Origin of the sequence: Paenibacillus humicus NBRC 102415, from assembly GCF_004000905.1 — a bacterium.
Taxonomy (GTDB): Bacteria; Bacillota; Bacilli; order Paenibacillales; family Paenibacillaceae; genus Paenibacillus_O; species Paenibacillus_O humicus.
The window spans coordinates 165,903-187,678 of sequence record NZ_BIMD01000001.1 but is presented as its reverse complement, the minus strand read 5'-3'; the positions used below and the strand labels follow the sequence as shown (position 1 = coordinate 187,678).

Sequence of the window (21,776 nt, the reverse complement as noted above, 5' to 3'; positions counted from 1 at the left end):
ATGCTATTTTATTATGAACCTATCTCCATAAAAGTAAATTCCCATTATTTAGGGTCACTGGATTTCGGGTGCGGCATCGATCCGGCATCGGATCCGTTCCCTGACGTCTTTCGGCTGTTGTCCTTCCCTGCGACCTTTGTTAGCATGAAGGCATATCCATTTCTCGAAACGCAGGTGACCGTTATGAATACGCAAGAGCCCAAAGTCTTCCGTACGGCTGTCGAGGCCGCGCTGGAAGCGATCGGCGGAAAGTGGAAGCCCGTCATCCTGTTTCATCTCACCTTCGGTATGAAACGAAACGGCCAGCTGCTCCGGCTCATCCCGGACATCACCCAGAAGGTGCTGACCCAGCAGCTGCGGGAGCTTCAGCATTCCGGCATCGTGAGACGGATTTCCTACGACGAGATCCCTCCGCGGGTAGAATACGACCTGACCGGGTTCGGCCGGACGCTGGAGCCGCTCCTGCACTCGATGTGCCTGTGGGGAGAATCCTATATCAGACAGGCTTACGGAGAAGCGGCGATCGTGCTGCATTCTCCAGACAGCCGGGACGACGACAGCCTATGATTCACCAAAAACCGTGCCAAGGCACGGTTTTTGGTGAGAAAGAACAAAAATCATGGAATGATGCGGCGAAGGCGCAAATCATCAAAGATCTCCTTGAACCGCTTCTCGGTATCGACGAATTCATGAAAGCCGAAGCGTCTGGCCTTGGAGCTGTCCGCAAAAAAGTCATAGTCCCAGGAGAACACGAAATCTCCGAATCCCCAGGAAGACACCTCCTTGTAGGGATGAGGCTCCAGGCCGTATTTCTCCCTCATCCCGTTCCATAGCGGCTCCTTGTCCGCCATGACCGTCGACAGAGACATCGGGAGCGGTGGAGCTGCTTCCATCCCGAAATAGGAAGCGATGCGCGGCCACATGTCGTCCCAACGGAACAGGTCTCCATTGGCGATGTTGAAAGCTTGATTGGCGCATCTCTCATCCGTCGCCGCCCATACGGTCGCGCGGGCCAGCAGTCCGGCGTCGGTCATCTCGAGCAGGCTGCCGTAAGCGCCGGGCTTGCCGGGAAACCGCAGCGGGATGCCCAGCTCCTTGGATATGGAGGCATACACGGCGATGACCAGGGCCAGATTCATCGGATTGCCGAGGGCGAAGCCCGTGACGACGGACGGCCTCATGGCCGACCATGTCCATGACTTTCCGATCTGGCGCTCCTCCAGGAACTGCTGCTGATCCACATTGAATTCAGGCGGCATATGATAGGCATCGGTTTCTTTGGCCGGCGTCTTGAACGGTCCGAGATGGGCTCCATAGACTTTGTAGCCCTGCATGAGACTGACATGGCGGAGAGCGGGAGCGGCCGCTTCGACGGCATCGACCGTGTTGACCAGCATCGCCACATTGGGCTCCACCAGCTCCGCCCATGTCGGCCGGTCCTGATAGGCGGCATAGAAGATATGCGTCACGCCGCTCAATCCCCCGAGCTTCTCTCTTGAATCGGCGGGGTCGAGCAGGTCTGCGGCTATATAGCGGAGACGGGCCGACGGTTCGCCGCCTCTGCGCGACACTCCGATGATTTCCCAGTCCGGCAGGGATGCCAGATGTTCGATCAGGTTGCGGCCAATTACTCCAGAAGCTCCTGTTACCAGAGCGACTTTGCGTTTGCTGTCCTGGCTTTTCTTCAAATTCGTTCAGCTCCTTGACTTGTCATAAGCCGATTATGGAGCTTTTCGAACGAGGCTGTAAGTCCGCACTTCCAGGTCACTGGAGCACCTCCAGGTACCTGTCCCTGTCTTGTTCAAGTCCCTGCTTTCCATGCTCGCTCCGCCTTCAGGCACATATCTTCAACCGTTAGACGCTGTCTGCAGCAATCAAGCGCTTCCTCCTCTCCTCGGGATTCAGCCGGCGCTGCCTTCCGGATCGGCCAGCGTCGATTTCCCGGCAGGCCGCTTCCGTCCGAGCGAAGGAGCCGCCGCCAAGACCGCGTAGCCGAACAGCCCTCCAAATCCGTTCAGGATGATGTCGTCCACATCGAAGGTTCCCATCATGAACAGAGCCTGGGAGCTTTCCAGCAGCAAGCTTGCCGCTGCCGACATGACGGCCGCTCCGAGAGCGTTCAGTCTCGTCTCCTGCCGGACAAACCAGCCCAGCGGGATGAATAGGGCGATATTGCCTGTGAAGTTGATGAATTGATGGCTGCTTTGAAGATGATGCAGATTTTGACGGATGGATTGAAAAGGCGTCAGGTTCGCCGTCGCCGCGAAGCGGCCCCGGATCAATTCCGCCCTCTCTGGGATATGCATCAGCTGCTCCCCCAATAACCGGAGATCTACAGGACCAAACTTGAACAGAATGATTTTAACCAAAAGGTACAGATATGCGGCCAGCAGCATAAGCATCGGCGCTTTTTTTCGTATCGTCATGGGCATGAGCTTCTCCTTCGTCTTCGGTTGTCCGATAAGCATAAGAGAGAAAGCTTAAGCCATGCTCGGCAAAAGATAAGGTTTTTCTTAAATCCGATGCCAGGATGGATCCGATACATAAAAGTATAGTAGGTATACCAGTGATACTTAACGTAAAACTTCTTCACTACTATCGGAATCGGCTACCAATGCCTATAATGAAGACAAGCTTTGCAAGCGTTTTTAACTCATTTTATCGTTACCGTTCAGGAGGTATCATCATGCCGAAAGTGGTCATTACCGGTGGCAGCGGAATGCTGGGTCAGCATGTGCTGCGGCATTTTGTCGATCAAGGCTACGACGTGCTCAACGTCGATGCTGTCCGTCCCAAGGAACATATCTGCCCTACCCTGATCGCGGATCTCACCAACCTTGGCGAGGTTTACAGCGTTCTCGCCGGGGCCGATGCCGTCGTGCATCTGGCCGCGATCCCGGCCGCCCATATCCGGACGCCTGAAGTCACCTTCGAGAACAACGTCGTATCGACATACAACGTTCTGGAAGCGGCTGCCGGCCTGGGCATCACCAAGGCGGTCATCGCCTCCAGCGAGTCCTCCTACGGCATCGTATTTGCCGTCAACAGGCTCGAACCGGCCTATGTGCCGATCGACGAGGAGCATCCGCAGCTGCCGCAGGACAGCTACGGCCTCTCCAAGGTCGTCAACGAGCAGACGGCGGACATGTTCCACCGGCGCACCGGGATGCAGGTCGTATCCATGCGCATCGGCAACGTCATCATTCCGGAGCGCTACGCCGATTTCCCTTCCTTCATCCATGATCCGGAACAGCGGGAGACGATCATGTGGAGCTATATCGATGCCCGGGACATCGCCGAAGCCTGCCGCCTGGCTGTCGAGACAGACGGATTGGGATCGGTCGCGCTCAATCTGGCGGCCGACGATACGAGCAGCGCCATTCCGAGCCGGGAGCTTCTTGCCGCCCGGTACCCGGCTGTGAAGGATATCCGCCACCCGCTCGACGGCCATGAGACGCTGTTCAGCAATGCCAAAGCGAAGAAGCTCCTCGGCTGGCAGCCGAAGCATGCATGGAGAACTTACGTCAAGGAATCCTGAAATGAACCGGTCCGTCACGCTGTTCTTCTCGTTTTACTTCATTCTTTTCATGGGAAACGCCCTTTACAGCACTTTCATTCCGGTCTATTTCCAGGACAAGGGCTTCTCGGCCTCCCAGATCGGCACCCTGCTCAGCATCGGGCCGTTCATCGCCGTCCTGGCGCAGCCGATGTGGGGGTCGGTCAGCGACAAGTCCCGCACCAAAAACCGGGTGCTGCAGATTCTGCTGATCGGCAGCGGCGTCTCAATGCTGCTGTACCCGCTTTCGGATTCCTTCGTCTACCTGATGATTTTGATCGGCGTCTTCACCTTGTTCCAGACGTCGACCGGGGCCATCGGCGATGCCATTACACTCGAAGCGCTCGGCAGCCAGGCATCCAGCTACGGCATCATCCGGCTCGGCGGAACGCTTGGCTTCGCGCTGATGTCGATCGTGTTCGGATCTTACGCCAAGTCGCATGTCGACAGCATGTTCCCGGTCTATGCGGCCGTCATGCTGATCTCATTGCTCCTGCTGCTCCGCTATCCGACGATCGGAGGCCATCAGTTCGCCGGCCGGCGGATGCGGATCTGGGAGCTGTTCAAAAACCGCAAGCTCGTCCTCTATCTCGGCATCTGCTTCGCCGTCAACGTCACGCTCGGGTACTATTATGCGTTCTTCCCCTTGTACTACAAGGAGCTGGGCGCAGACAACGGCTTGCTGGGCTGGTCGATGGTCATTTCGGCGCTCAGCGAGGTGCCGTTCCTGCTTCTGTCGTCCCGGCTGTTCAGCCGGTTCAGCATTTCATCCATTCTGCTTGTTGCATCAGGAGCCGCAGCCGTTCGCTGGCTGCTGTTCGGGTTGATCGACAATCCGCTTGCCATCCTGCCCGTGCAAGCTCTGCACGGCATGATATTCATCGTTGTGTCGGTCACGATGTCCGTTTTCATCAACAAGGAAGTGCCGCAGGAGCTGCGCGCGAGCGGGCAGACGCTGAACGCCCTGCTCAATCTCGGCGCGGCCCGGATTATCGGCAGCTACGCGGGCGGATTCGCCAGCGAAGCCGCCGGAATGCAGACGGTGTTCCTCTATTGCGCGATCGTTACGTTCGTCAGCCTCGCAGTTTTTGCCGGCATCGGGCTGAGGAATCGAGCAGGTTCTGCAGAGATGCACGGGTAACCCGAGTCTATAAATAAGCAAAGGGGCTTTCCCAGTCATGTTCATGACGGATGGGAAAGCCCCTTTTTCGGCTTCAGCTTGCTTTGCTAGTTGTTGTTTTTGGAAGGACGGGCATTACGACTTCAACGGCTGCAATTCCTTGATGTACCAGGCATCGCAGGCATAGTGCTCCGAGCCTTCTAGAGGCGCTTCCAGCCCGGTGAAGCCATGCTTTTCGTAAAAGCGTGCGGCCGCCTTCATCGAGGTCAGCGTCTCGAGATAACAGCGTTCATAATGGACGCTTGCGAAGTCCAGCGCGGCCTCCATGAGCTTCGCCGCCATGCCGGAGCCTCTTGCGCCGGGCAGTAGATACATCTTTTGCAGCTCGCACACCTCGTTGGAATCCGCGAATGGAGCGATGCCGCATCCGCCTTCGATAGTCCCTTCGTTTTCAATGACCCAATACTTGCGCCCCGGGGCATCGTAATAACCGCTCAGATTGTCCAAGCTCTTGTCCGCCCAGGCTAGTCCTTCCCGGTTCCCTCCGAATTCGATCAGGCATTGGCGGATGATCGACGCTATGGCGGCATCGTCGCGTTCTTCAAGCTCGCGGATGAACATGAGTCCACTTCCTTTATCCCATGATGATCGGCTGCAAGTAGAAAACCCGCAAGGACATGCCCTACGGGTGCAGCGAATTATTTGGTCAGCACATCCCGGAAAAATTGGTCCAGCACTGCCGGATCCGTCAGCCGGGCATTGCAGCTGTCGCTGCTCAGGCACATATAATTGCCGATGGCCTTGTAATAATCGGGAGAGGCGTGCTGCGGCCGATGCTTGGTCACCGCCGTGAACAGTGCGACCTCGCCGTGGCCCCGGCATAGGAAGCACGTATTCTTTTTCGTGCCTGCCGGCGAGAACCTGCCTTCGATTCCGGCCGTCTTGCCGTCCAGCTCATGCACGAGGAACATCTTGCCGCTGCCGATATCGGTCCATCCGAGATACGTGACTTTCCGGAAATCGATCTTGTCCAAATCGGGCACTTTGAGCTTTTTCGCTTTTGGAAACAGCCTTTTCAGCTGTCCTTCCGTAACGGCGGGAAAACTCAAGCGGTAAGGCTCAAGCGCCTCCACACCTTGCGCGAATTGCTGCGGAGAGCTGAGTTCCGCCAGTCCCAGCACCAGCAAGCGCTGATCGGAATCGGCAGCCTGGAAAGCTTCATCCAGCACGGCATGCACGCTCATCCGCACCGACTCCACCACCTTCGGATCGGAGACGGTCGTACAAGTATTTTGCAGAAGCTTGACTTGTTTTTGAATAAGATTGAATTCATGGTTTCGAATAAATGGTTGGCCCATCGCTTTTCAGCCCCTTATTTTTTGGATTCAAGCAAATAAGGTGCAAAGCCCATTTATGGAAACGATCGATCGGGCGATTGGTTTTATCCCTTCCTCAATAGCCCCATGCAAAGAATCGCCCCTTAAACAGGCTCTGCATGGGTGAAGCTATTCCCGGCAAAGTGATTTGCCATCCCTACCAGCCTCCCTTTACCACCAGTATAGGCGATAGCAGGCGGCCGGGGCAATGCCGCATTCGGTTAAAAAATAGGCTCCGGAGCTTCAGAACGGCTTGTCCACTCCGAGGAGGGGGTAAAGCTCATCCAGCTCGCGGATGACGTACGTCGGTACGATGCCGGAGCCGGCCGGCTTGCCGCCCGGATTGAACCAGCAAGTATCCAAGCCGGCATTCTGTCCCCCCTTGATGTCGGCGCTGAGCGAATCTCCGATGATCAACGCCTCGTCAGGAACGAAGCCGGGAATGCGCTCGAACACATAATCGAAAAAGGCCTTCATCGGCTTCTGGAACCCGGTGTCCTCGGAGACGAATACGTTGCGGAACATCGGGAACAGCCCGGATGCCTGGAGCCGCTTGTGCTGAGTCGCGGAAACTCCGTTCGTGACGATGAACAGGTCGTATCGGGGCTCGAGAGCGGTGATCAAGGCCAAGGCGCCCTTGACCTCGTCATGGCCTTGCTCCAAAAGCTTGCGGTACTGCGCTTCCACGGCGACGCCGTCCACTTCCCGGCCATATTCCTTGAACAGCAGCGAGTACCTCGTGTTCACGACTTCATCCCGGGAGAGCTTTCCTTCTTCGAATGCCCTCCACAGGCTGCCGTTGATCTCCTTGTAGCGGAAATGAAGCTCTTCATCCAGCGCAAGGCCGTGCTCGGAGCACAAGAGGCTCAGAGCCATCCTTTCGGCGGCTCCAAAATCGAGCAAGGTGTCGTCCACATCGAAAAGCAGCGTTTTGTATGCTTTCACTTTAAGCCCTCCATTTCAGCATGTTCGTGAACGGCGCCGCGAGCGTTCCGCTTGTTGCCCGACAGCTTGAATACGGCGGCTCCTCCGATGACGACAAGCACTCCGATGAGCTGCTTCATCGTGAAATCCACCTTTTCCAGTCCGAGCCATCCGAGCGAATCCAGCATGAGCGCCAGAATCAGCTGGGAGCTGAGAGCGACGAGAACGCCATAGGTTGGACCCAGATGCTTGATCCCCTGAACCATGCAGACGACAACGCCGACTCCGAGCAGTCCGCTGAAGGCGAACCAGGCTTCCATATTCCCGAGACGGAACATCCTGGTTCCCTGAAACAGCAGGCCCAGCGTCAAGGAGGCCGCGAAGCCGAGGCCGAGAACAAGCGCCGTCGTCACCCAGGTGCCGGTTTTTTCGCTGACTTTGCTGTTGAATATATTTTGCAGGCTGAGCAGGCAGCCGGCCAGAATCGACAATGATATTCCCGTCATCATCTTGAGTCAGCTCCTTTCATACAAGTTGCGGCTGGCGAGCGCCTCGAGCTTCCCTCGATCCAGGATGGAGATCACGCCTTTGGAGCGCCGGATGCATCCATCCGCGGCAAACTGCTTCAACACCCGGTTCACATGCCGGTAGCTCGTTCCAATCAGATTGGCTGCATCTCTCAGCATGGAAGCCCGAAGCTCCCCCTGGAACAACGGATCGGTCTCGTCGTACGATACCGAGAGCAGATAGCTGGCAAGCCTGATCTCCACCGGGTACATCAGATTGAAGCTCAAGGAATTCGACTTGGCATAAAACTTTTTGGTGAGGATATCAAGAAGGAACCGCAGAAACGGCGGGTGATCGTCTCCATGCAGGGCAAGCCAGCGGTGATGGACGCCGATCATGGCGACGGGCGATACCGCTTCGACCGTATTCAGAAAATCCGCTTTCTGCACATATTCGAGATCTCCGATTACTTCCAGCGGCGTTTTGAAGGAAAGAATAAGCGACTTCCCCTCTTCGGAGGTCGTGAAGATCTTCACCTTGCCCTTCACCAGCACATACACGCTGTCGGCGGCATCTCCCTGGCTGCAGATCAATTCGCCTTGGTCGAACCGGCGCAAGGTGAGATGCGGCAGCAGCGGCTTGCCGAAGACGTCTTCGAGGCCATGAAGCTTCAAGTATTCATCCAGCAGCTGCCGGTCGGGATGTTCATGCTTCATTCCGTTGTCCTTCCCGCCTTCCATCGTCATGCTTAGTCCTTTCATTATACCCTCAGAATGAGAACGCCGGCGATCATCATGGCGATGCCGAGAAACTGGGGCAGGCTCATCGTTTGCTTCACGACGCCGAACCAGCCTCTGCCGTCGATAAGGAAGGTCAAGCTGAGCTGCGCGATGAGCAGCACGGCTGCCGCAATCGTAATGCCGACGGCATGGATCGCCTGTACGTTGCTGAAGACGATGACGGCTCCCATCGCTCCTCCGGTCAAGTAAAGCGGTTTGACCCCGCGAAGTCCAGTGCCTGCCGATCGGCGGAAGAGGCCGAGCAGCAGCAGCGCCGCGATGAAGCCCGTCAGCTGCGTCAGCGCAGCCGCCTGCCAGGTGCCGATCGCGGCGCCGATTCTCGAGTTGGCTACTCCCTGCAGCGTAATGAACATGCCCGCTGCTACGGCGAACAGAATTCCCTTCATCGGTATCTTCCCCTCGTGTACTCGTCGCTTTCTCCCCCATTACACGATATCCGGGATACATTTGAAAAGGACATATGTCCTTTTTAGGGAATGGGCTTGAAAGCCGGCAGGAATGCAGAACCGGCGATCGCAGAAGAGAGCGGTGAATCAACCCGATCTCCTATCGCCATCTCGATCTCCACACCAAAAAGGACAGCACCGTTAGGCTGTCCTTTCCCGTATGGCCTCATGCCTATGCGGGGACAAGAACGGTCAGAAGGCGCTGCGGGCTTCAAACCGGCCGATAACCCTATCGACGGGAAACGCATGGACCTCTCTTCCCGATCTTCCGCTCATATCTGTCCCTGCGAACAAGGAGCTGTAGACCGCTTCCTCCGTCGCATCCGCTGCGGCACGGAAGCATTCGGAGATGAGCGGTCCGTCTTCGCGGACGACCTGCACGGCAAGCAAATCCTGCTCCGGATCATGGGGCGTCAGCATGCCGTTGCTGAAGGCGATGACGATATCGCCGCTGCCGTGGTGGGCGATCGAGCCGGTCCGTCCCAGCCCGAAGGCAGCGCGCTTCGCCACCCGCTTCAGTTGCCGCGAATCGAGCGGCAGATCGGTCGCAACCACGATGATGACCGAGCCGTCCTCCTTGCGGTCGTCAGCCTCGTTCCTGGCCAGAAGCTGTCCGATTGGCTCGCCCAGAATGGAGAGGTCGACGCCGCTGCCGAAGTTGGTCAAGACGAGAACGCCGATATGGTATTCGCGGCCCGCCGCAGCGACGGCTCGCGAAGAGGTCCCGATTCCTCCCTTCCAGCCAAAGCACACCATGCCGGTGCCGGCTCCGACGGCGCCTTCTCCGACCGCTCTCCTCTGCTCCCAGGCTTCCTTGGCCAGACGAATCGCTTCAACCGCATGTTCCGGCCGGACATGCAGGCCGCGCATGTCGTTCAAATAACTGTCGTTGCATTCGCCCGTTACGATGTTGATGGAGCCGGCCTCTCCGCCGATTCCGTCATCCTGCTCCATCATGTAGCGCAGCGCGCCTTCAGCCGCAGCGGACACGCCGAACGTATTGGTCAGCATGACCGGTCCCTCCAGCGTGCCGAGCTCGTCGACCTGGATAAGCCCGGCCGTTTTGCCGAAGCCGTTGATGACATAGGATGCCGCAGCGGCCTTCTCCCGGAACAGATTTCCTTGATGCGGCAGAATAGCGGTGACTCCCGTCCGTACGACCGGCTGATCATCTCCTTCGGACAGCAGCGTGACATGGCCCGCGCTCACTCCCGGGACATCCGCGATGCTGTTGAGAGGTCCCGTTTTCATCCTGCCGACCTTCAATCCATATTCATGAAACCTCCGCCGGTTCATTCCCGTCACTCCTTTGTTCTTGTCGGAAAAAGCTTGGCGAGCAATCTCGACATCTCCTCCGGCGTTTTTCTTCGCAGCACCTCGGAGTCGTACCACTCGACTTTCCCGCACTCCTCACAGCTAGTGTACATCAGGTGGATGTAATCGAGATCGAACAGCCGGCTCAGACCTGTCCCGTTCATCGCCGCTTCATTGACCGAGCATTCGCGGCTGCCGCAGCGGCCGCATATGAAGCTCGCAGCCAGCAGCTCTTCCAGCGTCATGCTTGCGATCTCTTCCACGGACAGCGTGCCTGCATGGGCCGCCCCGCTGTCATTCGCCGTGTCTCCCGACTCTTCTGCAGACAACTGGTCTGCATCCGCCAAAAGGGTATTCCGCTCCGGTGCTCCGTCTTCATCGATGCCTTCCAAATGCCAAGGCAGCACCTCATGCAGGCAAGAGGGGCGTACGCGCTGTTCAAGCCGCATGTCGTTTCCGCACCAAGGACAGCTTACGCTGGATTCCATTGGGATCATTCCTTTCCGGATCGGCTGGAGGAGGGCAAAAGAAAAACCCCAGCTTTTTTCGAAATGCTTCCGAAATGTGCTGAGGCTGTGCTTAGCTGCTGCCCGGGTTGTTTGCTTCGGCTTTGGCGGCAAGCCGCGCCGTCTTGGCCTCTTCCGCTTTTTTCTGCAGCCCTTTGCTCACATATGGCTTCGGTTTGCTTGCGGCGCGCTTGGCGCCGGCTTGCCAGCGGTTCCAGCCCTTCTTGCCCGTACCCCGGCCGGTGCCTCCGCCTTTGGATTTGCTCATGCTTCCTTCACTCCAATCGTGCTTCTATCATACTCTGTCAACCTGTTTACGGCAAATCCGTCCATGCAGCCTTACCAATATTTAAGCATGGGGCTGCTCTCTCTTTTTGTTTACGATGGATGATAGACCGTCCGAAAGAGAGTTGAAGACCGATGATGAGCCTACATATTCGAAGACTAGCCCGAAAAGGCGCGTTCCTCCTGCTGGGAGCGGCCTTAACGGCGCCGCTCTTCCCTTCCGCCCAAGCCGCCGCCGCCGCTCCAGCGTTCAAGGACGTCTCCGGCAGCTATGCGGAGAGCGCCATCCTGCGCTTCGCCAAGCTCGGAATCGTGTCCGGCACTTCAGCCGACCGCTATTCTCCAGCTCGAAGCGTTACGAGAGCCGAGCTTGCGACCCTGATCGCGAGAACGCTTGGTCTCGAGCCGGTACAGGCCGCCATACCGGCATTTCGCGACGTCGCCCGTTCCTCTGCCTTCTATCCCATGATCCAGGCAGCCGTCAATATCGGCTGGATCGGCGGCCGTTCCGCGGACCGGTTCGAGCCTGCGGCAAGCGTCACCCGCGAGGAAGCCGCCGTCATGCTGCTGCGCGCCTTGAAGCGGGGCGCTCCAGTCGGCGGCGAGACCGTCTACCGGGATCAGGAGCGGATCTCCCCTTGGGCGGAAGCATCCGTACTCGAGATGAACCGGCTGTCGCTGATGGCCGGAGATCAGGGCTACTTCCGCCCCAAGGCGGCGATCAGCAGGGCGGAAGCCGCTGTGCTGCTGGACCGCATCCGGAACCGTGCTGAATGGTCGCAGCAGTTCGAAACCGAGCCCGAAGCACCCGTCCAGATGGGCTGGCAGTACAACTCCACGACGGAACAATTCAAGCAGCAGGCGTCGTCCAGCGGGATCAACACGCTGTCGCCCCGATGGCTGTTCGTCGGTCCGAAGGGCTTATCGTCCGATTCATCCGACGCCAAGCTGGTGCAGTGGGCCCATTCCAAAGGGAAGAAAGTATGGGTCATGGTCGGCAACCGGTCCAGGCAAGCGGATACGCACGCCCTGCTGAGCCAGTCTGCGAGCCGCTCGGCCGCCGTCAAGCAGCTCGCCGCCAGCATCTCAGCGAGCGGAGCGGACGGCATCAACCTGGACTTTGAGAATGTCGCTCCCGAGGATCGGCAGAACATGACGCAGTTCGTCTCCGAGCTGGCCAAGTCTCTCCATGCATTCGGCGCCGTACTGTCCGTAAGCGTATCGCCGGATACCGGCAGCGACTGGACCGAAGCGTTTGATTATGCCGCCTTGGGCTCGGCCGCGGATTACATCGTGCTGATGGGGTATGACGAGCACTGGAGCGGAGGCCAGAATGCCGGAGCCGTCGCCTCCCTGCCCTGGGTAGCCAGAGGCCTCGGCAAGCTGCAGGCGGTCGTGCCGGCCGCCAAGACGATTCTCGGCCTGCCCTTTTATACGAGGGATTGGAGCACAGCCGCCAGCGGCATCGTGACATCGGCCGATCTCAGCCTTCCCGAGCAGAACGGCATCGCGGCATCGCTCGGCTTGCGTCCGGCTTGGAGCTCCAGCTTATCGACCTACACTGCGAGCTACTACATCGGCACCGTGCGCCATCAGATCTGGCTTGAAGACAGCCGGTCTCTGTCGGCCAAAATGAGTCTGGCCCTTCAGAGCGGCGCTGCCGGATTCGCCTACTGGTATATGGGCGGTGAAAGCCCGGATGTATGGGCTGCCCACCGCAATGCGATTCGTTATGCCGGGTATTCCTTCTCTTGAATTCAACCTGAATATGCGCTTCTGCCCAATAAAAAGGCCGTTCCAGGCGATGGATGCCGGAACGGCCTTCTTTTGGCTTTCTTTTCCGATCAAGGACGCGAGGTGGAAATCCTTGATGGGCAGGGAATTCGCGCTTATTTAACGACCCTATATATTCGCATCATGAATATTTAATGACATGTATAAATTAAGGTTTGATCTGCTTAGAATCCGGCATGACCCAAGCGTTTCGAAAATCGACCCATCCTCTATGGCTGAGCCGAACATCCCGAAGCGAAGGATGCGTCATGGCGCTGACAGCTTTGGAGTTCAGAAAAAGGATATCCCCTTCGCTTTTCAGCAAGCCTTCAATTTCATCCAAACAGTCCCTACGCGTTTCTTCCGAGTCCGCGAGCTTGAATCGGCCGAGAATTTGTTCCGTCCGCCTCCTCGTCTCCGGCGACATATGGCTCGATATGAACCCTGTCGAGGATTGCAGGTATTCCAGCAGGCGGATTGGGCCTTCGCTGAGAACCGCTTCGAACAGAATCAGATGTGCCGCCTCGACGGATTGCTGCAGCAGCATGCCGGCCCAGGTGTGAAGAACGACCTCCACCCTTACTCCGTATTGGGACAGGCTGCTGGAGATCCATTCCGCATCGTTCTGATGTCTCGGGAATGTCGCCAAGGTTATGGTTTCACCGGCATAACTTGATTTTGACAGCAGTTTCATGCCGGCATCGGGATCGAATTCATCGACTCCCTTATCGTCGATGCCCCATACGAAGCCCGAGGAAGGCGATATGCGGGGAAATCCGAGCTCTGTGACCATCGCCTGCCTGTCGATCAGGACGTTCAGCGCTCTCCTCAGAAAAGGATCCTCGAGAAGCCCGGGCATGCTGCGGTTGACGGTAAGCAGGCTCGTCCCGCTCATCATCCCGATATGCTTCCAGCCGATTTTCTCCGCAAGGGTCTGCTCGCCGGTCAAGACATGAACGAATCCGGCATCGTCGTTCTTTTCCAGACTATCCGCATTCGGCAGCACGATCAGTTCAAGCTCGTCCAGATGCGGCCTATACCCGAAATAGGAATCGAACGCTTGGAGCAGCAGGCTCCCTCTCGTTCGGCGAACCGCCTTGAACGGCCCTGTTCCGACCGGCAGCTCCGGGCTGCCGCTGCCGTCGGCGCCATAAAGATCCCTCGGAACGATCGAGCATGTCGAATAGCTCAGCACGCGCAGGAAATAACTGTCCCGCTCCTTCAGCGTTATCCGGATGGCATGAGACGACAGGGCTTCCATGCTGCCGATGCTGCGAACGGCCCAGGCGTGAGCGGTATGCTTGAGACGCTCGTAGCTGAACTTCACGTCCTCGGCATCGAGCTCCCGGCCGTGGTGGAAGCGAATGCCTTTGCGCAAATGGAAGGTCCAGGACATGCCTGCCTCATCGTACTCCCAATGATGGGCGATTCCCTGGCTGATCCTTCCGCTCTCATCGTCGCCGCAGCATACGAGCGTCCCGAAAATCAGCTCCACCAGATAACCGTCCAAAGCATAAAATGCTTCTCCCGGATCCATTGACACGATCGGCCTGTAGATGGGCAGCCGCAGCTTTTCAACGACCCGGCTCGATCCGCCATCGCTTTGATAGCCCAAATACCGGTAAAACCAATCCATGAACTCCCGCTTGACGGCGTCCGTCCCGGCATATTCCCCGATCAGCCTGAAAGCAGCCTCGGCATCGCCGCCGCGGACTTTGTCTTCGGCCTCCTGCAGGAGCAGCGGAGCGGGATCCGCATCCAGATACAGCCTGGATTTGTTTCCCCGCCCTCTTCCCGGTTCGAACCGGAGCCAGCCCGTGGCGGCCAGCTTGCCGATAATGAGCTTGGCGTTCCTTTCGCTGCAGAACAACGCTTCGGCCAGCTCCGTCTTCGACACGAGAACCGGAGAAAGCTTTCTTCCCTCCGGGAATGCGCGCGTCAAAAGCAAATAATCCTCCGTTATTTTCATGCTTCTCTCCAAAAGATGAAAAAGTAGGCCTGATAAATGACCTTTTTGGCTCATTACGATGCCCCTATACTTCATTCATAAAGCATTGAGGGAGAGATGGCAAGTGAAAGGAATTGCAGGAGATGGATCGAAAGATGCTCCGCTAAGCCGGAACGGAGGTTTTCGGATCGTTCTCGCAGCGGCCATTCTCATGACCGCCGGGAACAAGCTCTATGAGCTGATTTTGCCGCTGATGATGTATGAGCTTACCCATTCATCAGTCGCCATGGCTACGATGAGAACCGCCGAGCTGCTTCCGAATTTGTTTTTCGCCGTCCTGATCGGAGTTCTCGTGGACCGCAGCAACAAAAAAGCCTGGACGATCGGCATGATCGCTATCCAAGGACTGCTGCTGCTTTTTCTGGTCTGGCTATACCGTACCGGCACCGTTTTTTTGCCCGCCTATTACGGCATCGGCTTTTTGCTCATGACGTTCGGATACGGATATTTCAATGTCCAAGGCAGCTTGACGAAGCTTGCCGTTCCAGACTCCCAGCTCGGCCAAGCCAACGCCAGGCTTTCGGCCGTGGAGACGACCGTCGGCCTGGCCGGACCCGCCTTGTCGGCCGTCCTGCTGCTGCTGCCGGATCTGTCCGGCGGACTTCTGGCCACCGCCGTCCTGTATCTTCTCTGCCTCCTCCCCATATCCTGGCTGCGGCTGAGCGAGGGGGCAGGCAGAAGCTCCGGCGCGGGCTTCAAAGCGGAGCTTCTCGAAAGCTGGCGTTTTTTCCGGGAGCACAAGCCCCTCCGGACGTTTACGCTGTTCATTCTTTTCGCCAACTGCAGCATGACGGTAGCGGGAACCGCCATGATCTACTTCGCCAAGGATGAGCTTCGGCTTTCCTCCTTCTTGCTGGCCCTGATCCTTTCCTTGACAGGCGCCGGAGGATTGGCGGGAAGTTATGCCGCTCCCCGGCTGCGCCGGCTTATGGGGACGGGCAAATGCTACGGCATCGTCATGCTGCTGTTCATGGCTTCCTATCTGCTCTTCGGCAGCTCCCAAGGCCCGATCTGGTTCGGAATCGCCGCATTCCTTTACGGCATGGCTGCAGCACTGAGCAATGTGACGGTCTACACCTATCGCCTGGAGCAGACTCCCGCGGCTCTCATGGGAAGAGTGCTTGGCATTACCGGAACGTTTTTCCGGCTCGGCATGCCGGCTGCCATGCTCCTGAGCGGCTTCGTCATGGAGCATGCCGGCTCGAGAATCATCTTTTGGGGCTGCCTGGCCTGGAATTTGATTCTTTTTCTGAGCTGGTCCACGACTTCGTTATGGAAAGCCGGGCCGCAACATCTTGTTCCCGGCCCCGTTGCCGTGGATTAGCCGCGCCGTCGCCGCTTCCTCGGAAACCTGGCTTGGCTTAGAAGGATCCGGAAAAGGATTTGCCGAGACCATTAAAAGAGAGCTGATCGGCGATCAGCTCTCTTTGCCTTCCATCCCGTCCAAGTTAAGCTTCTTCGTTGATCAGCACCTTCCGACCCTTCAGCTTCAGCACGAGCGGAATGGTCACCCACAGCAGTCCGATGAACAGGAACAGGAGCGATACCGGCTTTTCCAGGAAGATCATGAAATCCCCGTTGGAGATCGTCAGCGCCCGGCGCATGTTGTTCTCCATCATAGGCCCGAGAATCAGGCCGAGCACGAGCGGTGCCAGCGGAAAATCGTTTTTGGCGAGGAAATAACCGGCCAGGCCGCAGCCCATGACGAGCAGCAGGTCGAAGGTGGAATATTGCACCGCGTAGACGCCGAATACGGAAAAGACGATGATCAGAGGTATCAGATATTTCGCCGGCGTCTGGATGACCTTGGCGAAAATGCGCACGAGCGGCAGATTGAGGATGAGCAGCATCAGATTGCCGACGAACATGCTGGCGATGACGCCCCAGGCGAGCTGCGGGTGATCCTGGAACAGCAAGGGACCCGGCTGGACATTGTACATGATGAAGGCGCCCATGAGAATCGCCGTCGTGCCGGAAGACGGGATGCCGAGGCTGAGCAGCGGAATCATCGCCCCGCCCGATGCGGCGTTGTTGGCCGATTCCGGCGCCGCGACGCCGGCGATCGCGCCTTTGCCGAACTGCTCGGGATTTTTGCTGATTTTCTTTTCCATGATATAAGCGAAGAAGGAAGCGAGAATCGCGCCTGCTCCGGGAAGCAGCCCGATGAAGAAGCCGAGCACGGAGCCGCGGGCGATCGGAGCGGCGCTGTCCTTCATGTCCTGCTTCGTCGGCAGGATGCGGTTGATCTTCGCCATTTCCCCTTCATTGCTGTCCTTCTCCAGTATCGTCTTGAACACCTCGCCGACTGCGAACAAGCCGACGGCAACGGTCAGAAATTCAAGGCCTTGGTACAGCTCCGGCACGCCGAAGGTGAACCGCTCGACTCCCGACACGCTGTCGATGCCGATCGTCGCCAGAAGCAGGCCGAATGCGGTCATGATCAAGGATTTGAGCATCGACTTGCCGGCCAGGCCGCTGATCGCCAGCAAGCCGAGAATCATGAGCGAGAAGTATTCCGCCGGACCGAACTTGATCGCGACGGCAGACAGCGGCCGCGCAAGGAAGATGAGGCCGATCAGAGAGATGATTCCAGCCGCGAAGGATCCGATGGCCGCAATCGCTAGCGCCGCTCCCGCCCTGCCCTGCTTCGCCATCTGATAGCCGTCGAGCGTGGTGACGACCGACGATGACTCTCCCGGCGTGTTCAGCAGGATGGAAGTCGTCGAGCCTCCGTACATCGCGCCGTAGTAGACGCCTGCCAGCAAAATGATGGAGCTGGTCGCCGCCTCTTCGGGCGACAATCCCGACGTCATCGTAGCGGTGATTGGAATCAGCAGCGCCACGCCGCTCATCGGACCGATGCCGGGCAGAACGCCGACGACGGTGCCGATCAGGACCCCGAAGAAGACGAAGAGCAGATTATGCCACTGCATGGCCGTGGCGAGTCCGTGAAGCAAATAATCGATCGTGCTCATGTTGCCGCCCCCTTAGGATAAGCCCAGCCATGCCGGAAAGCCCGGAAGGGATCCGTCGAGCACATGGACATAGAGATAATAGATGCCGTATGAAAAGCAGGCTGCAATCAGGATGGAAACTGCCAGGCGCCCCTTTTGCATCGTCTGGAACCCGATCAGCAGGAACAGGAAGGTCGTAATGACGAATCCGGCGCTTTCGAGCAGCAGGGCGTACAGAACCGCCGCGATGAATATGATGCCGAACCGCTTGTAATCCAGCGAAGCTTTCGCGGATGCCGCGCGTTCCTTGCGGAAAGTATCATAGATCAGCTTGACGCTGAGCAGCAGGAGGCATCCTCCCAGGAAAAGCGGAAAGATGTTGGCTCCGATACTGCTGCCGTAAGCGCTGGAAGAGATGGTGCTGCTGCCTGCCATGAAAAAAATGCCGATGGCGCCGAACACGATGCCTGCATATCGGTCAAAGCTGTGGTTCACCGTGATTCCTCCTCTCTCCGGGCGGATAGCCTCGGTTCAAAATGGATTACTTCTGCATGCCGAGCGCCGCCAGCATATCGTGCAGCTGCTTGTTCTGGTCTTCCAGGAACGTTTTGAACTCATCCGAGTTCTTGTAGTCCGTCTGCCAGTTGTTTGCCTTCATTTCGGCCGCCCATTCCGGCGAATCCTTCATTTTGGCAAGCGTCTCCTCCCAGAAGGCCTTTGCCCCCTCGCTCATTTCCTTCGGCCCGAAAATGCCGCGCCAGATCAGGAATTCGGCATCGATGCCCTGCTCCTTCATCGTCGGCACATCCTTCAGATTGTCCAGCCGCTCCGGCGCCGCGACCGCCAGCACTTTGATCTTGCCGGACTTCACGTACTGGTCCAGGGAAGAGGCATCGGTACCGAGCACGTCCGCATTGCCGCCCAGCAAGGCGGTAAGCGCCTCCCCTCCTCCGTCGTAGGAGACATACTTGATCGTTTTGGGATCGATCCCATATTTGTAGGCCGGAAGGATCGAGACCAGATGATCCATGGAGCCGGGCGCCGAGCCGCCCGCTACCGTGAATGCGGAAGGATCCTTCTTGATGTCGTCCAGCAGGGTTTTCAGATCCTCGTATTTGGAGTCGGCCGCGACGGCGATGGCCCCATAGTCTTTGGTCAGCTGCGCCAGCGGCGTCGTATCCGCGTATCCGTAAGGAGAATTGCCTTCCTTCTTCAAGTTGTTGATCAGAATCGGAGGCGAGTTGACGAACAGCTTGTAATCGTCCTTCTTGTCTTTCGTTGCATATTCGGCCATGAACACGGCTCCGCCGCCGCCGGGCTTGTTCTCGACCGTAATCGCTTTCGTGACCGCCTTGCTCTCGGTCAGCACCTTGGAAATGGTCCGTGCGGTCATGTCCCATCCTCCGCCGGCTCCCGACGGAGCGACCAGCGTAAGCGACCTGGACGGATAACTGGCCGAGCTTCCGCTCCCTCCATCGCCGCAAGCTGCAAGCCCCAGGCTCAGGATGAGCAGCGGAGTCAGGACAGCCGCTGTCTTCAGCAGTCTTTTATTCATTTCAAAAACCCCTTTGCATGTAGTATAGTTTAGCTGATCGATTCCGATTTCCTATCATATAAAGCGCTTTCATAATACCATCCGCCTGCATGCCCAACCACGTTAAGGACATAAAACGAATTGAATTCGTTTCGGGCGTTTTGTTCATTTTGTTCACGCCGCTCTCTCGCTCCCGGGAATGCCGGCCTGAGCCAACGGAGGCTGTCTTCATCATGCGTTTGCAAACCAAACTGATTCTCATCATCTGCTCTCTCCTGACCCTGCTCATTCTCGCGCTTGGGGGAACGTTCTATTATGTCGTAACCCGCGTCGTGGAGCAGCAGATCGGCGTGCGGGCCCTGACCGTCGCGGAGTCGCTGGCAGTCATGCCGGAAATACGTGAGGCGCTCCTGGCGCCCGAGCCGAGCCGTGTCATCCAGCCGATCGCCGAAAGCGTCCGCCTGAAAACCAAAGCCGAATACGTCGTCATCGGCGACCGCAACGGAATCCGCCTCTCCCATCCGATCGCGGACCGGATCGGCAAGCCGATGGTCGGAGGCGACAACGGACCGGTTCTGGAGGGAAAAGCGATTATTTCCGAAGCGACAGGCTCCATGGGGCTGTCGCTCCGCGGCAAGGCGCCTATCCTCGCTGAGAACGGACAAGTCATCGGAATCGTCAGCGTCGGGTTCCTCGCTTCGGAGATCGACCGGATCGACGATCCCTACCAGCACAAGGTCTATGCCGTATGCGCCTTCGTGCTTTTGCTCGGAGCAGCCGGCGCCGTCTTCATCGCCCGCAGCGTGCGCCGCTCCATCCATGGACTGGAGCCCAAGGAAATCGCCGCGCTGTACATGGAGAAGAAAGCGATTCTGGAATCGATCCGGGAAGGCGTCATCGCCGTCAACCGGGAAGGCCGGATTACGATGGCCAACCGCATCGCCATGGATATTCTTCAGGTGCCCGAGAACGAGGATCTGACCGGCAGAGCGATAGAAGAGGTGCTTCCCAATACAGGCCTGCTTGAAGTCGTGCGGAGCGGAGAGGTCCAGCTGGACCGGGAAATGCAGATGCGCGGCAAGGATGTCGTCGCCAACCGGGTGCCGCTGCTGGACGGCAAGGGAGAGGTAGCCGGAGCGGTCTCCAGCTTCAGGGACAAGTCGGAGCTGTACCGCCTTGCGCAGGAGCTGTCGAGGGTCAGGCTGTTCGCGGACTCCCTGCGCGCCCAGACGCATGAATTCTCCAACCGGCTGTATGTGATCTCCGGGCTTATCCAGCTGGGATCGTATCAGGAAGCCGTGGAGCTGATTCACACCGAAGCCGGCATGCAGCAAAATCTGGTGCAGTTCATCATGCGCGAGATTCCAGATCCCGTTATCGGCGGGTTTCTGATCGGCAAGTTCAATCATGCGAGGGAGCTCAAGGTCAATTTTACTCTCGATGCCGAGAGCAGCTTCAGGGATGTGCCGGAGTCGCTCGACCGCAGCCTGCTCGTGACGATCATCGGCAATCTTGCGGACAACGCGATGGAAGCTGTGCTGGCACGCAGCGGCCTTTCGCCGCAAGAGCGGCGGGTCAGTCTGCTGCTGACCGATCTCGGCAAGGATCTCATCATCGAATGCGAGGATAATGGCGCGGGCGTGGCGGAAGGGCTTGGCGAGACGGTGTTTCATAAAGGCATCTCCACCAAAGAAGGCGACGATCGGGGGATCGGCCTCTATCTTGTGCATGAGGCCGTGACGAGGCTTGGGGGCATGGTGACTTACAGCCGCAAGCCAACCGGAGGAACGATCTTTATAGCGGCGGTGCCGAAGCATCCGGAATAACGGGAGGTTGAAGTCATGGAACAGCAAAAAAAGCCCGACATGCCGATTGAAGTGCTGATTATCGAAGACGATCTGCGCATCGCCGAGATCAACAGGCGGTTTCTGGAGCAGATTCCCGGCTTCCGGGTATGCGGAATCGCTGCCGACGAAGCACAGGCCAAGGTTCAGCTTGAAATTCTGGAGCCGCAGCTCGTGCTTCTCGATATTTACCTGCCGCCCGCAAGCGGCCTGGACCTTCTTCGCCATATCCGGCAGCTGCACCGCAGCACCGATGTCGTCATGATCACGGCCGCCCGCGAGATCGGACCGGTGCAGGAGGCGATCCGCTGCGGAGCCTTCGACTATTTGATGAAACCGGTCGTATTCGACAGGCTCAAGGAAACGATGGAAAGATACGCCCATTACCATCGCGAGCTCTCGCGCCTGCACGAAGCCGACAGCATCGGGCAGCATGACGTGGACCGCCTGCTCACCCGGGCGGGAGAGCTCCCTGGACCGGCAGACCTTTCGCCGCTGCCCAAAGGAATCGACAAGCTGACGCTCGATAAGGTGTCCCAGGCGATTGCCGGCGACAAGAACGGCATGTCGGCCGAAAAGGTCGCCAAGCTGATCGGATTCAGCCGCTCTACCAGCCGCAGGTATTTGGAGTATCTGGTCGGTCTCGGTACGATCGACGCGGACCTGACTTACGGAGTCGGGCGGCCGGAACGGGTATACCGCTGCCGCAAGGGACGCTCGTAGACGGGCGGCAGCCTCTCATCGGAACCCCTATTTTCTGAAGACTTAGCCGGGTGCCGAACAATAGGCGGCATGCCGGCTCATCCTATCGGATTCCTTGGGAAGAAAA

Annotated in this window: 22 protein-coding genes; 7 read left to right on the top strand and 15 right to left on the bottom strand. The window is 57.9% G+C overall.

Annotated elements, in window-relative coordinates; genetic code table 11:
* Positions 1-144 precede the first annotated feature (144 nt).
* Positions 145-567, top strand: a complete 423-nt coding sequence (locus PHU01S_RS00880) for a winged helix-turn-helix transcriptional regulator (RefSeq protein ID WP_373864508.1) — start codon at positions 145-147, stop codon at positions 565-567.
* Between the two features lie 50 nt (positions 568-617).
* Here the strand turns inward: PHU01S_RS00880 and PHU01S_RS00875 are convergent, their stop codons facing one another.
* Together PHU01S_RS00875 and PHU01S_RS00870 are read right to left on the bottom strand one after the other, a co-directional pair.
* Positions 618-1,688: an SDR family oxidoreductase gene (locus PHU01S_RS00875; protein ID WP_127505584.1), complete on the bottom strand. Its 1,071-nt coding sequence runs from the start codon at positions 1,686-1,688 to the stop codon at positions 618-620.
* Positions 1,689-1,901: 213 nt separating this feature from the next.
* Complete coding sequence (locus PHU01S_RS00870; protein WP_127505582.1) at positions 1,902-2,426, bottom strand: VanZ family protein; 525 nt, start codon at positions 2,424-2,426, stop codon at positions 1,902-1,904.
* Positions 2,427-2,686: 260 nt separating this feature from the next.
* On the opposite strand from PHU01S_RS00870, the gene PHU01S_RS00865 reads away from it, so the two are divergent.
* Together PHU01S_RS00865 and PHU01S_RS00860 are read left to right on the top strand one after the other, a co-directional pair.
* Positions 2,687-3,538 carry an NAD-dependent epimerase/dehydratase family protein gene (locus tag PHU01S_RS00865; RefSeq protein ID WP_127505579.1) on the top strand — a complete coding sequence of 284 codons (852 nt, stop codon included), beginning with the start codon at positions 2,687-2,689 and terminating at the stop codon, positions 3,536-3,538.
* Positions 3,507-4,697, top strand: a complete 1,191-nt coding sequence (locus PHU01S_RS00860) for an MFS transporter (protein WP_373864507.1) — start codon at positions 3,507-3,509, stop codon at positions 4,695-4,697. Before PHU01S_RS00865 ends, PHU01S_RS00860 begins: the two co-directional genes overlap by 32 nt.
* A gap of 114 nt (positions 4,698-4,811) precedes the next feature.
* Here the strand turns inward: PHU01S_RS00860 and PHU01S_RS00855 are convergent, their stop codons facing one another.
* The 9 genes from PHU01S_RS00855 to PHU01S_RS00815 all read right to left on the bottom strand — a co-directional run bounded on the left by PHU01S_RS00855 (position 4,812) and on the right by PHU01S_RS00815 (position 10,817).
* Positions 4,812-5,297 carry a GNAT family N-acetyltransferase gene (locus PHU01S_RS00855; RefSeq protein ID WP_048744323.1) on the bottom strand — a complete coding sequence of 162 codons (486 nt, stop codon included), beginning with the start codon at positions 5,295-5,297 and terminating at the stop codon, positions 4,812-4,814.
* A gap of 77 nt (positions 5,298-5,374) precedes the next feature.
* Positions 5,375-6,034: a FusB/FusC family EF-G-binding protein gene (locus tag PHU01S_RS00850; RefSeq protein ID WP_127505575.1), complete on the bottom strand. Its 660-nt coding sequence runs from the start codon at positions 6,032-6,034 to the stop codon at positions 5,375-5,377.
* A gap of 261 nt (positions 6,035-6,295) precedes the next feature.
* Complete coding sequence (locus PHU01S_RS00845) at positions 6,296-6,997, bottom strand: YjjG family noncanonical pyrimidine nucleotidase (protein ID WP_127505573.1); 702 nt, start codon at positions 6,995-6,997, stop codon at positions 6,296-6,298.
* Positions 6,994-7,485 carry a DMT family transporter gene (locus PHU01S_RS00840; RefSeq protein ID WP_127505571.1) on the bottom strand — a complete coding sequence of 164 codons (492 nt, stop codon included), beginning with the start codon at positions 7,483-7,485 and terminating at the stop codon, positions 6,994-6,996. Before PHU01S_RS00840 ends, PHU01S_RS00845 begins: the two co-directional genes overlap by 4 nt.
* Positions 7,486-7,491: 6 nt before the next feature.
* Positions 7,492-8,244, bottom strand: coding sequence for a Crp/Fnr family transcriptional regulator (locus tag PHU01S_RS00835; protein WP_373864506.1), 753 nt, complete (start codon positions 8,242-8,244; stop codon positions 7,492-7,494).
* The gene (locus tag PHU01S_RS00830; RefSeq protein ID WP_127505569.1) at positions 8,244-8,669 is read right to left on the bottom strand and encodes a DMT family transporter; all 426 of its coding nucleotides are present in this window, start codon (positions 8,667-8,669) and stop codon (positions 8,244-8,246) included. The genes PHU01S_RS00835 and PHU01S_RS00830 overlap by 1 nt, the downstream gene beginning before the upstream one ends.
* Before the next feature lie 252 nt (positions 8,670-8,921).
* The gene (locus PHU01S_RS00825) at positions 8,922-10,025 is read right to left on the bottom strand and encodes a DmpA family aminopeptidase (protein ID WP_127505567.1); all 1,104 of its coding nucleotides are present in this window, start codon (positions 10,023-10,025) and stop codon (positions 8,922-8,924) included.
* A gap of 5 nt (positions 10,026-10,030) precedes the next feature.
* Positions 10,031-10,492: a zinc ribbon domain-containing protein gene (locus tag PHU01S_RS26530; RefSeq protein WP_246029105.1), complete on the bottom strand. Its 462-nt coding sequence runs from the start codon at positions 10,490-10,492 to the stop codon at positions 10,031-10,033.
* A 130-nt stretch (positions 10,493-10,622) separates the two neighbouring features.
* Positions 10,623-10,817 carry a DUF3934 family protein gene (locus PHU01S_RS00815; RefSeq protein WP_021881569.1) on the bottom strand — a complete coding sequence of 65 codons (195 nt, stop codon included), beginning with the start codon at positions 10,815-10,817 and terminating at the stop codon, positions 10,623-10,625.
* A gap of 152 nt (positions 10,818-10,969) precedes the next feature.
* Between PHU01S_RS00815 and PHU01S_RS00810 the strand changes: the two genes are divergently transcribed.
* On the top strand, positions 10,970-12,589 hold the full coding sequence (locus PHU01S_RS00810) for a glycosyl hydrolase family 18 protein (protein WP_127505565.1): 1,620 nt from the start codon (positions 10,970-10,972) through the stop codon (positions 12,587-12,589).
* Positions 12,590-12,776: 187 nt separating this feature from the next.
* Here PHU01S_RS00810 and PHU01S_RS00805 read toward each other — a convergent pair whose 3' ends face one another.
* Positions 12,777-14,576 carry an ABC transporter substrate-binding protein gene (locus tag PHU01S_RS00805; RefSeq protein ID WP_164762926.1) on the bottom strand — a complete coding sequence of 600 codons (1,800 nt, stop codon included), beginning with the start codon at positions 14,574-14,576 and terminating at the stop codon, positions 12,777-12,779.
* Positions 14,577-14,679: 103 nt separating this feature from the next.
* Between PHU01S_RS00805 and PHU01S_RS00800 the strand changes: the two genes are divergently transcribed.
* Positions 14,680-15,939, top strand: a complete 1,260-nt coding sequence (locus PHU01S_RS00800; protein WP_164762925.1) for an MFS transporter — start codon at positions 14,680-14,682, stop codon at positions 15,937-15,939.
* A 124-nt stretch (positions 15,940-16,063) separates the two neighbouring features.
* On the opposite strand, the gene PHU01S_RS00795 is transcribed toward PHU01S_RS00800, so the two are convergent.
* The 3 genes from PHU01S_RS00795 to PHU01S_RS00785 are packed head-to-tail and all read right to left on the bottom strand — an operon-like array spanning position 16,064 to position 19,124.
* Positions 16,064-17,590 (bottom strand): tripartite tricarboxylate transporter permease, encoded by a 1,527-nt coding sequence (locus tag PHU01S_RS00795; RefSeq protein WP_021881627.1) that lies wholly within the window; start codon positions 17,588-17,590, stop codon positions 16,064-16,066.
* A gap of 12 nt (positions 17,591-17,602) precedes the next feature.
* Complete coding sequence (locus tag PHU01S_RS00790) at positions 17,603-18,064, bottom strand: tripartite tricarboxylate transporter TctB family protein (protein WP_127505559.1); 462 nt, start codon at positions 18,062-18,064, stop codon at positions 17,603-17,605.
* Between the two features lie 46 nt (positions 18,065-18,110).
* A complete protein-coding gene (locus PHU01S_RS00785; protein WP_048746200.1) occupies positions 18,111-19,124 on the bottom strand; it encodes a Bug family tripartite tricarboxylate transporter substrate binding protein in 1,014 nt (337 codons plus the stop codon).
* A 212-nt stretch (positions 19,125-19,336) separates the two neighbouring features.
* Here PHU01S_RS00785 and PHU01S_RS00780 point away from each other — a divergent pair, with 212 nt between their 5' ends.
* Together PHU01S_RS00780 and PHU01S_RS00775 are read left to right on the top strand one after the other, a co-directional pair.
* On the top strand, positions 19,337-20,929 hold the full coding sequence (locus PHU01S_RS00780) for an ATP-binding protein (RefSeq protein WP_048746196.1): 1,593 nt from the start codon (positions 19,337-19,339) through the stop codon (positions 20,927-20,929).
* A gap of 15 nt (positions 20,930-20,944) precedes the next feature.
* Positions 20,945-21,670 carry a response regulator gene (locus tag PHU01S_RS00775; protein ID WP_127505557.1) on the top strand — a complete coding sequence of 242 codons (726 nt, stop codon included), beginning with the start codon at positions 20,945-20,947 and terminating at the stop codon, positions 21,668-21,670.
* Positions 21,671-21,776 lie beyond the last annotated feature (106 nt).

Excerpts from the sequence above, each read along its gene's own strand:
- PHU01S_RS00855 (WP_048744323.1), bottom strand. The coding sequence starts at position 5,297 with ATGTTCATCCGCGAGCTTGAAGAACGCGACGATGCCGCCATAGCGTCG.
- PHU01S_RS00805 (WP_164762926.1), bottom strand. The coding sequence starts at position 14,576 with ATGAAAATAACGGAGGATTATTTGCTTTTGACGCGCGCATTCCCGGAG.
- PHU01S_RS00840 (WP_127505571.1), bottom strand. The coding sequence starts at position 7,485 with ATGATGACGGGAATATCATTGTCGATTCTGGCCGGCTGCCTGCTCAGC.
- PHU01S_RS00835 (WP_373864506.1), bottom strand. The coding sequence starts at position 8,244 with ATGAAAGGACTAAGCATGACGATGGAAGGCGGGAAGGACAACGGAATG.
- PHU01S_RS00780 (WP_048746196.1), top strand. The coding sequence starts at position 19,337 with ATGCGTTTGCAAACCAAACTGATTCTCATCATCTGCTCTCTCCTGACC.
- PHU01S_RS00870 (WP_127505582.1), bottom strand. The coding sequence starts at position 2,426 with ATGACGATACGAAAAAAAGCGCCGATGCTTATGCTGCTGGCCGCATAT.
- PHU01S_RS00815 (WP_021881569.1), bottom strand. The coding sequence starts at position 10,817 with ATGAGCAAATCCAAAGGCGGAGGCACCGGCCGGGGTACGGGCAAGAAG.
- PHU01S_RS00775 (WP_127505557.1), top strand. The coding sequence starts at position 20,945 with ATGGAACAGCAAAAAAAGCCCGACATGCCGATTGAAGTGCTGATTATC.
- PHU01S_RS00785 (WP_048746200.1), bottom strand. The coding sequence starts at position 19,124 with ATGAATAAAAGACTGCTGAAGACAGCGGCTGTCCTGACTCCGCTGCTC.
- PHU01S_RS26530 (WP_246029105.1), bottom strand. The coding sequence starts at position 10,492 with ATGCGGCTTGAACAGCGCGTACGCCCCTCTTGCCTGCATGAGGTGCTG.
- PHU01S_RS00865 (WP_127505579.1), top strand. The coding sequence starts at position 2,687 with ATGCCGAAAGTGGTCATTACCGGTGGCAGCGGAATGCTGGGTCAGCAT.
- PHU01S_RS00880 (WP_373864508.1), top strand. The coding sequence starts at position 145 with ATGAAGGCATATCCATTTCTCGAAACGCAGGTGACCGTTATGAATACG.
- PHU01S_RS00795 (WP_021881627.1), bottom strand. The coding sequence starts at position 17,590 with ATGAGCACGATCGATTATTTGCTTCACGGACTCGCCACGGCCATGCAG.
- PHU01S_RS00850 (WP_127505575.1), bottom strand. The coding sequence starts at position 6,034 with ATGGGCCAACCATTTATTCGAAACCATGAATTCAATCTTATTCAAAAA.
- PHU01S_RS00860 (WP_373864507.1), top strand. The coding sequence starts at position 3,507 with ATGCATGGAGAACTTACGTCAAGGAATCCTGAAATGAACCGGTCCGTC.
- PHU01S_RS00825 (WP_127505567.1), bottom strand. The coding sequence starts at position 10,025 with ATGAACCGGCGGAGGTTTCATGAATATGGATTGAAGGTCGGCAGGATG.
- PHU01S_RS00810 (WP_127505565.1), top strand. The coding sequence starts at position 10,970 with ATGATGAGCCTACATATTCGAAGACTAGCCCGAAAAGGCGCGTTCCTC.
- PHU01S_RS00830 (WP_127505569.1), bottom strand. The coding sequence starts at position 8,669 with ATGAAGGGAATTCTGTTCGCCGTAGCAGCGGGCATGTTCATTACGCTG.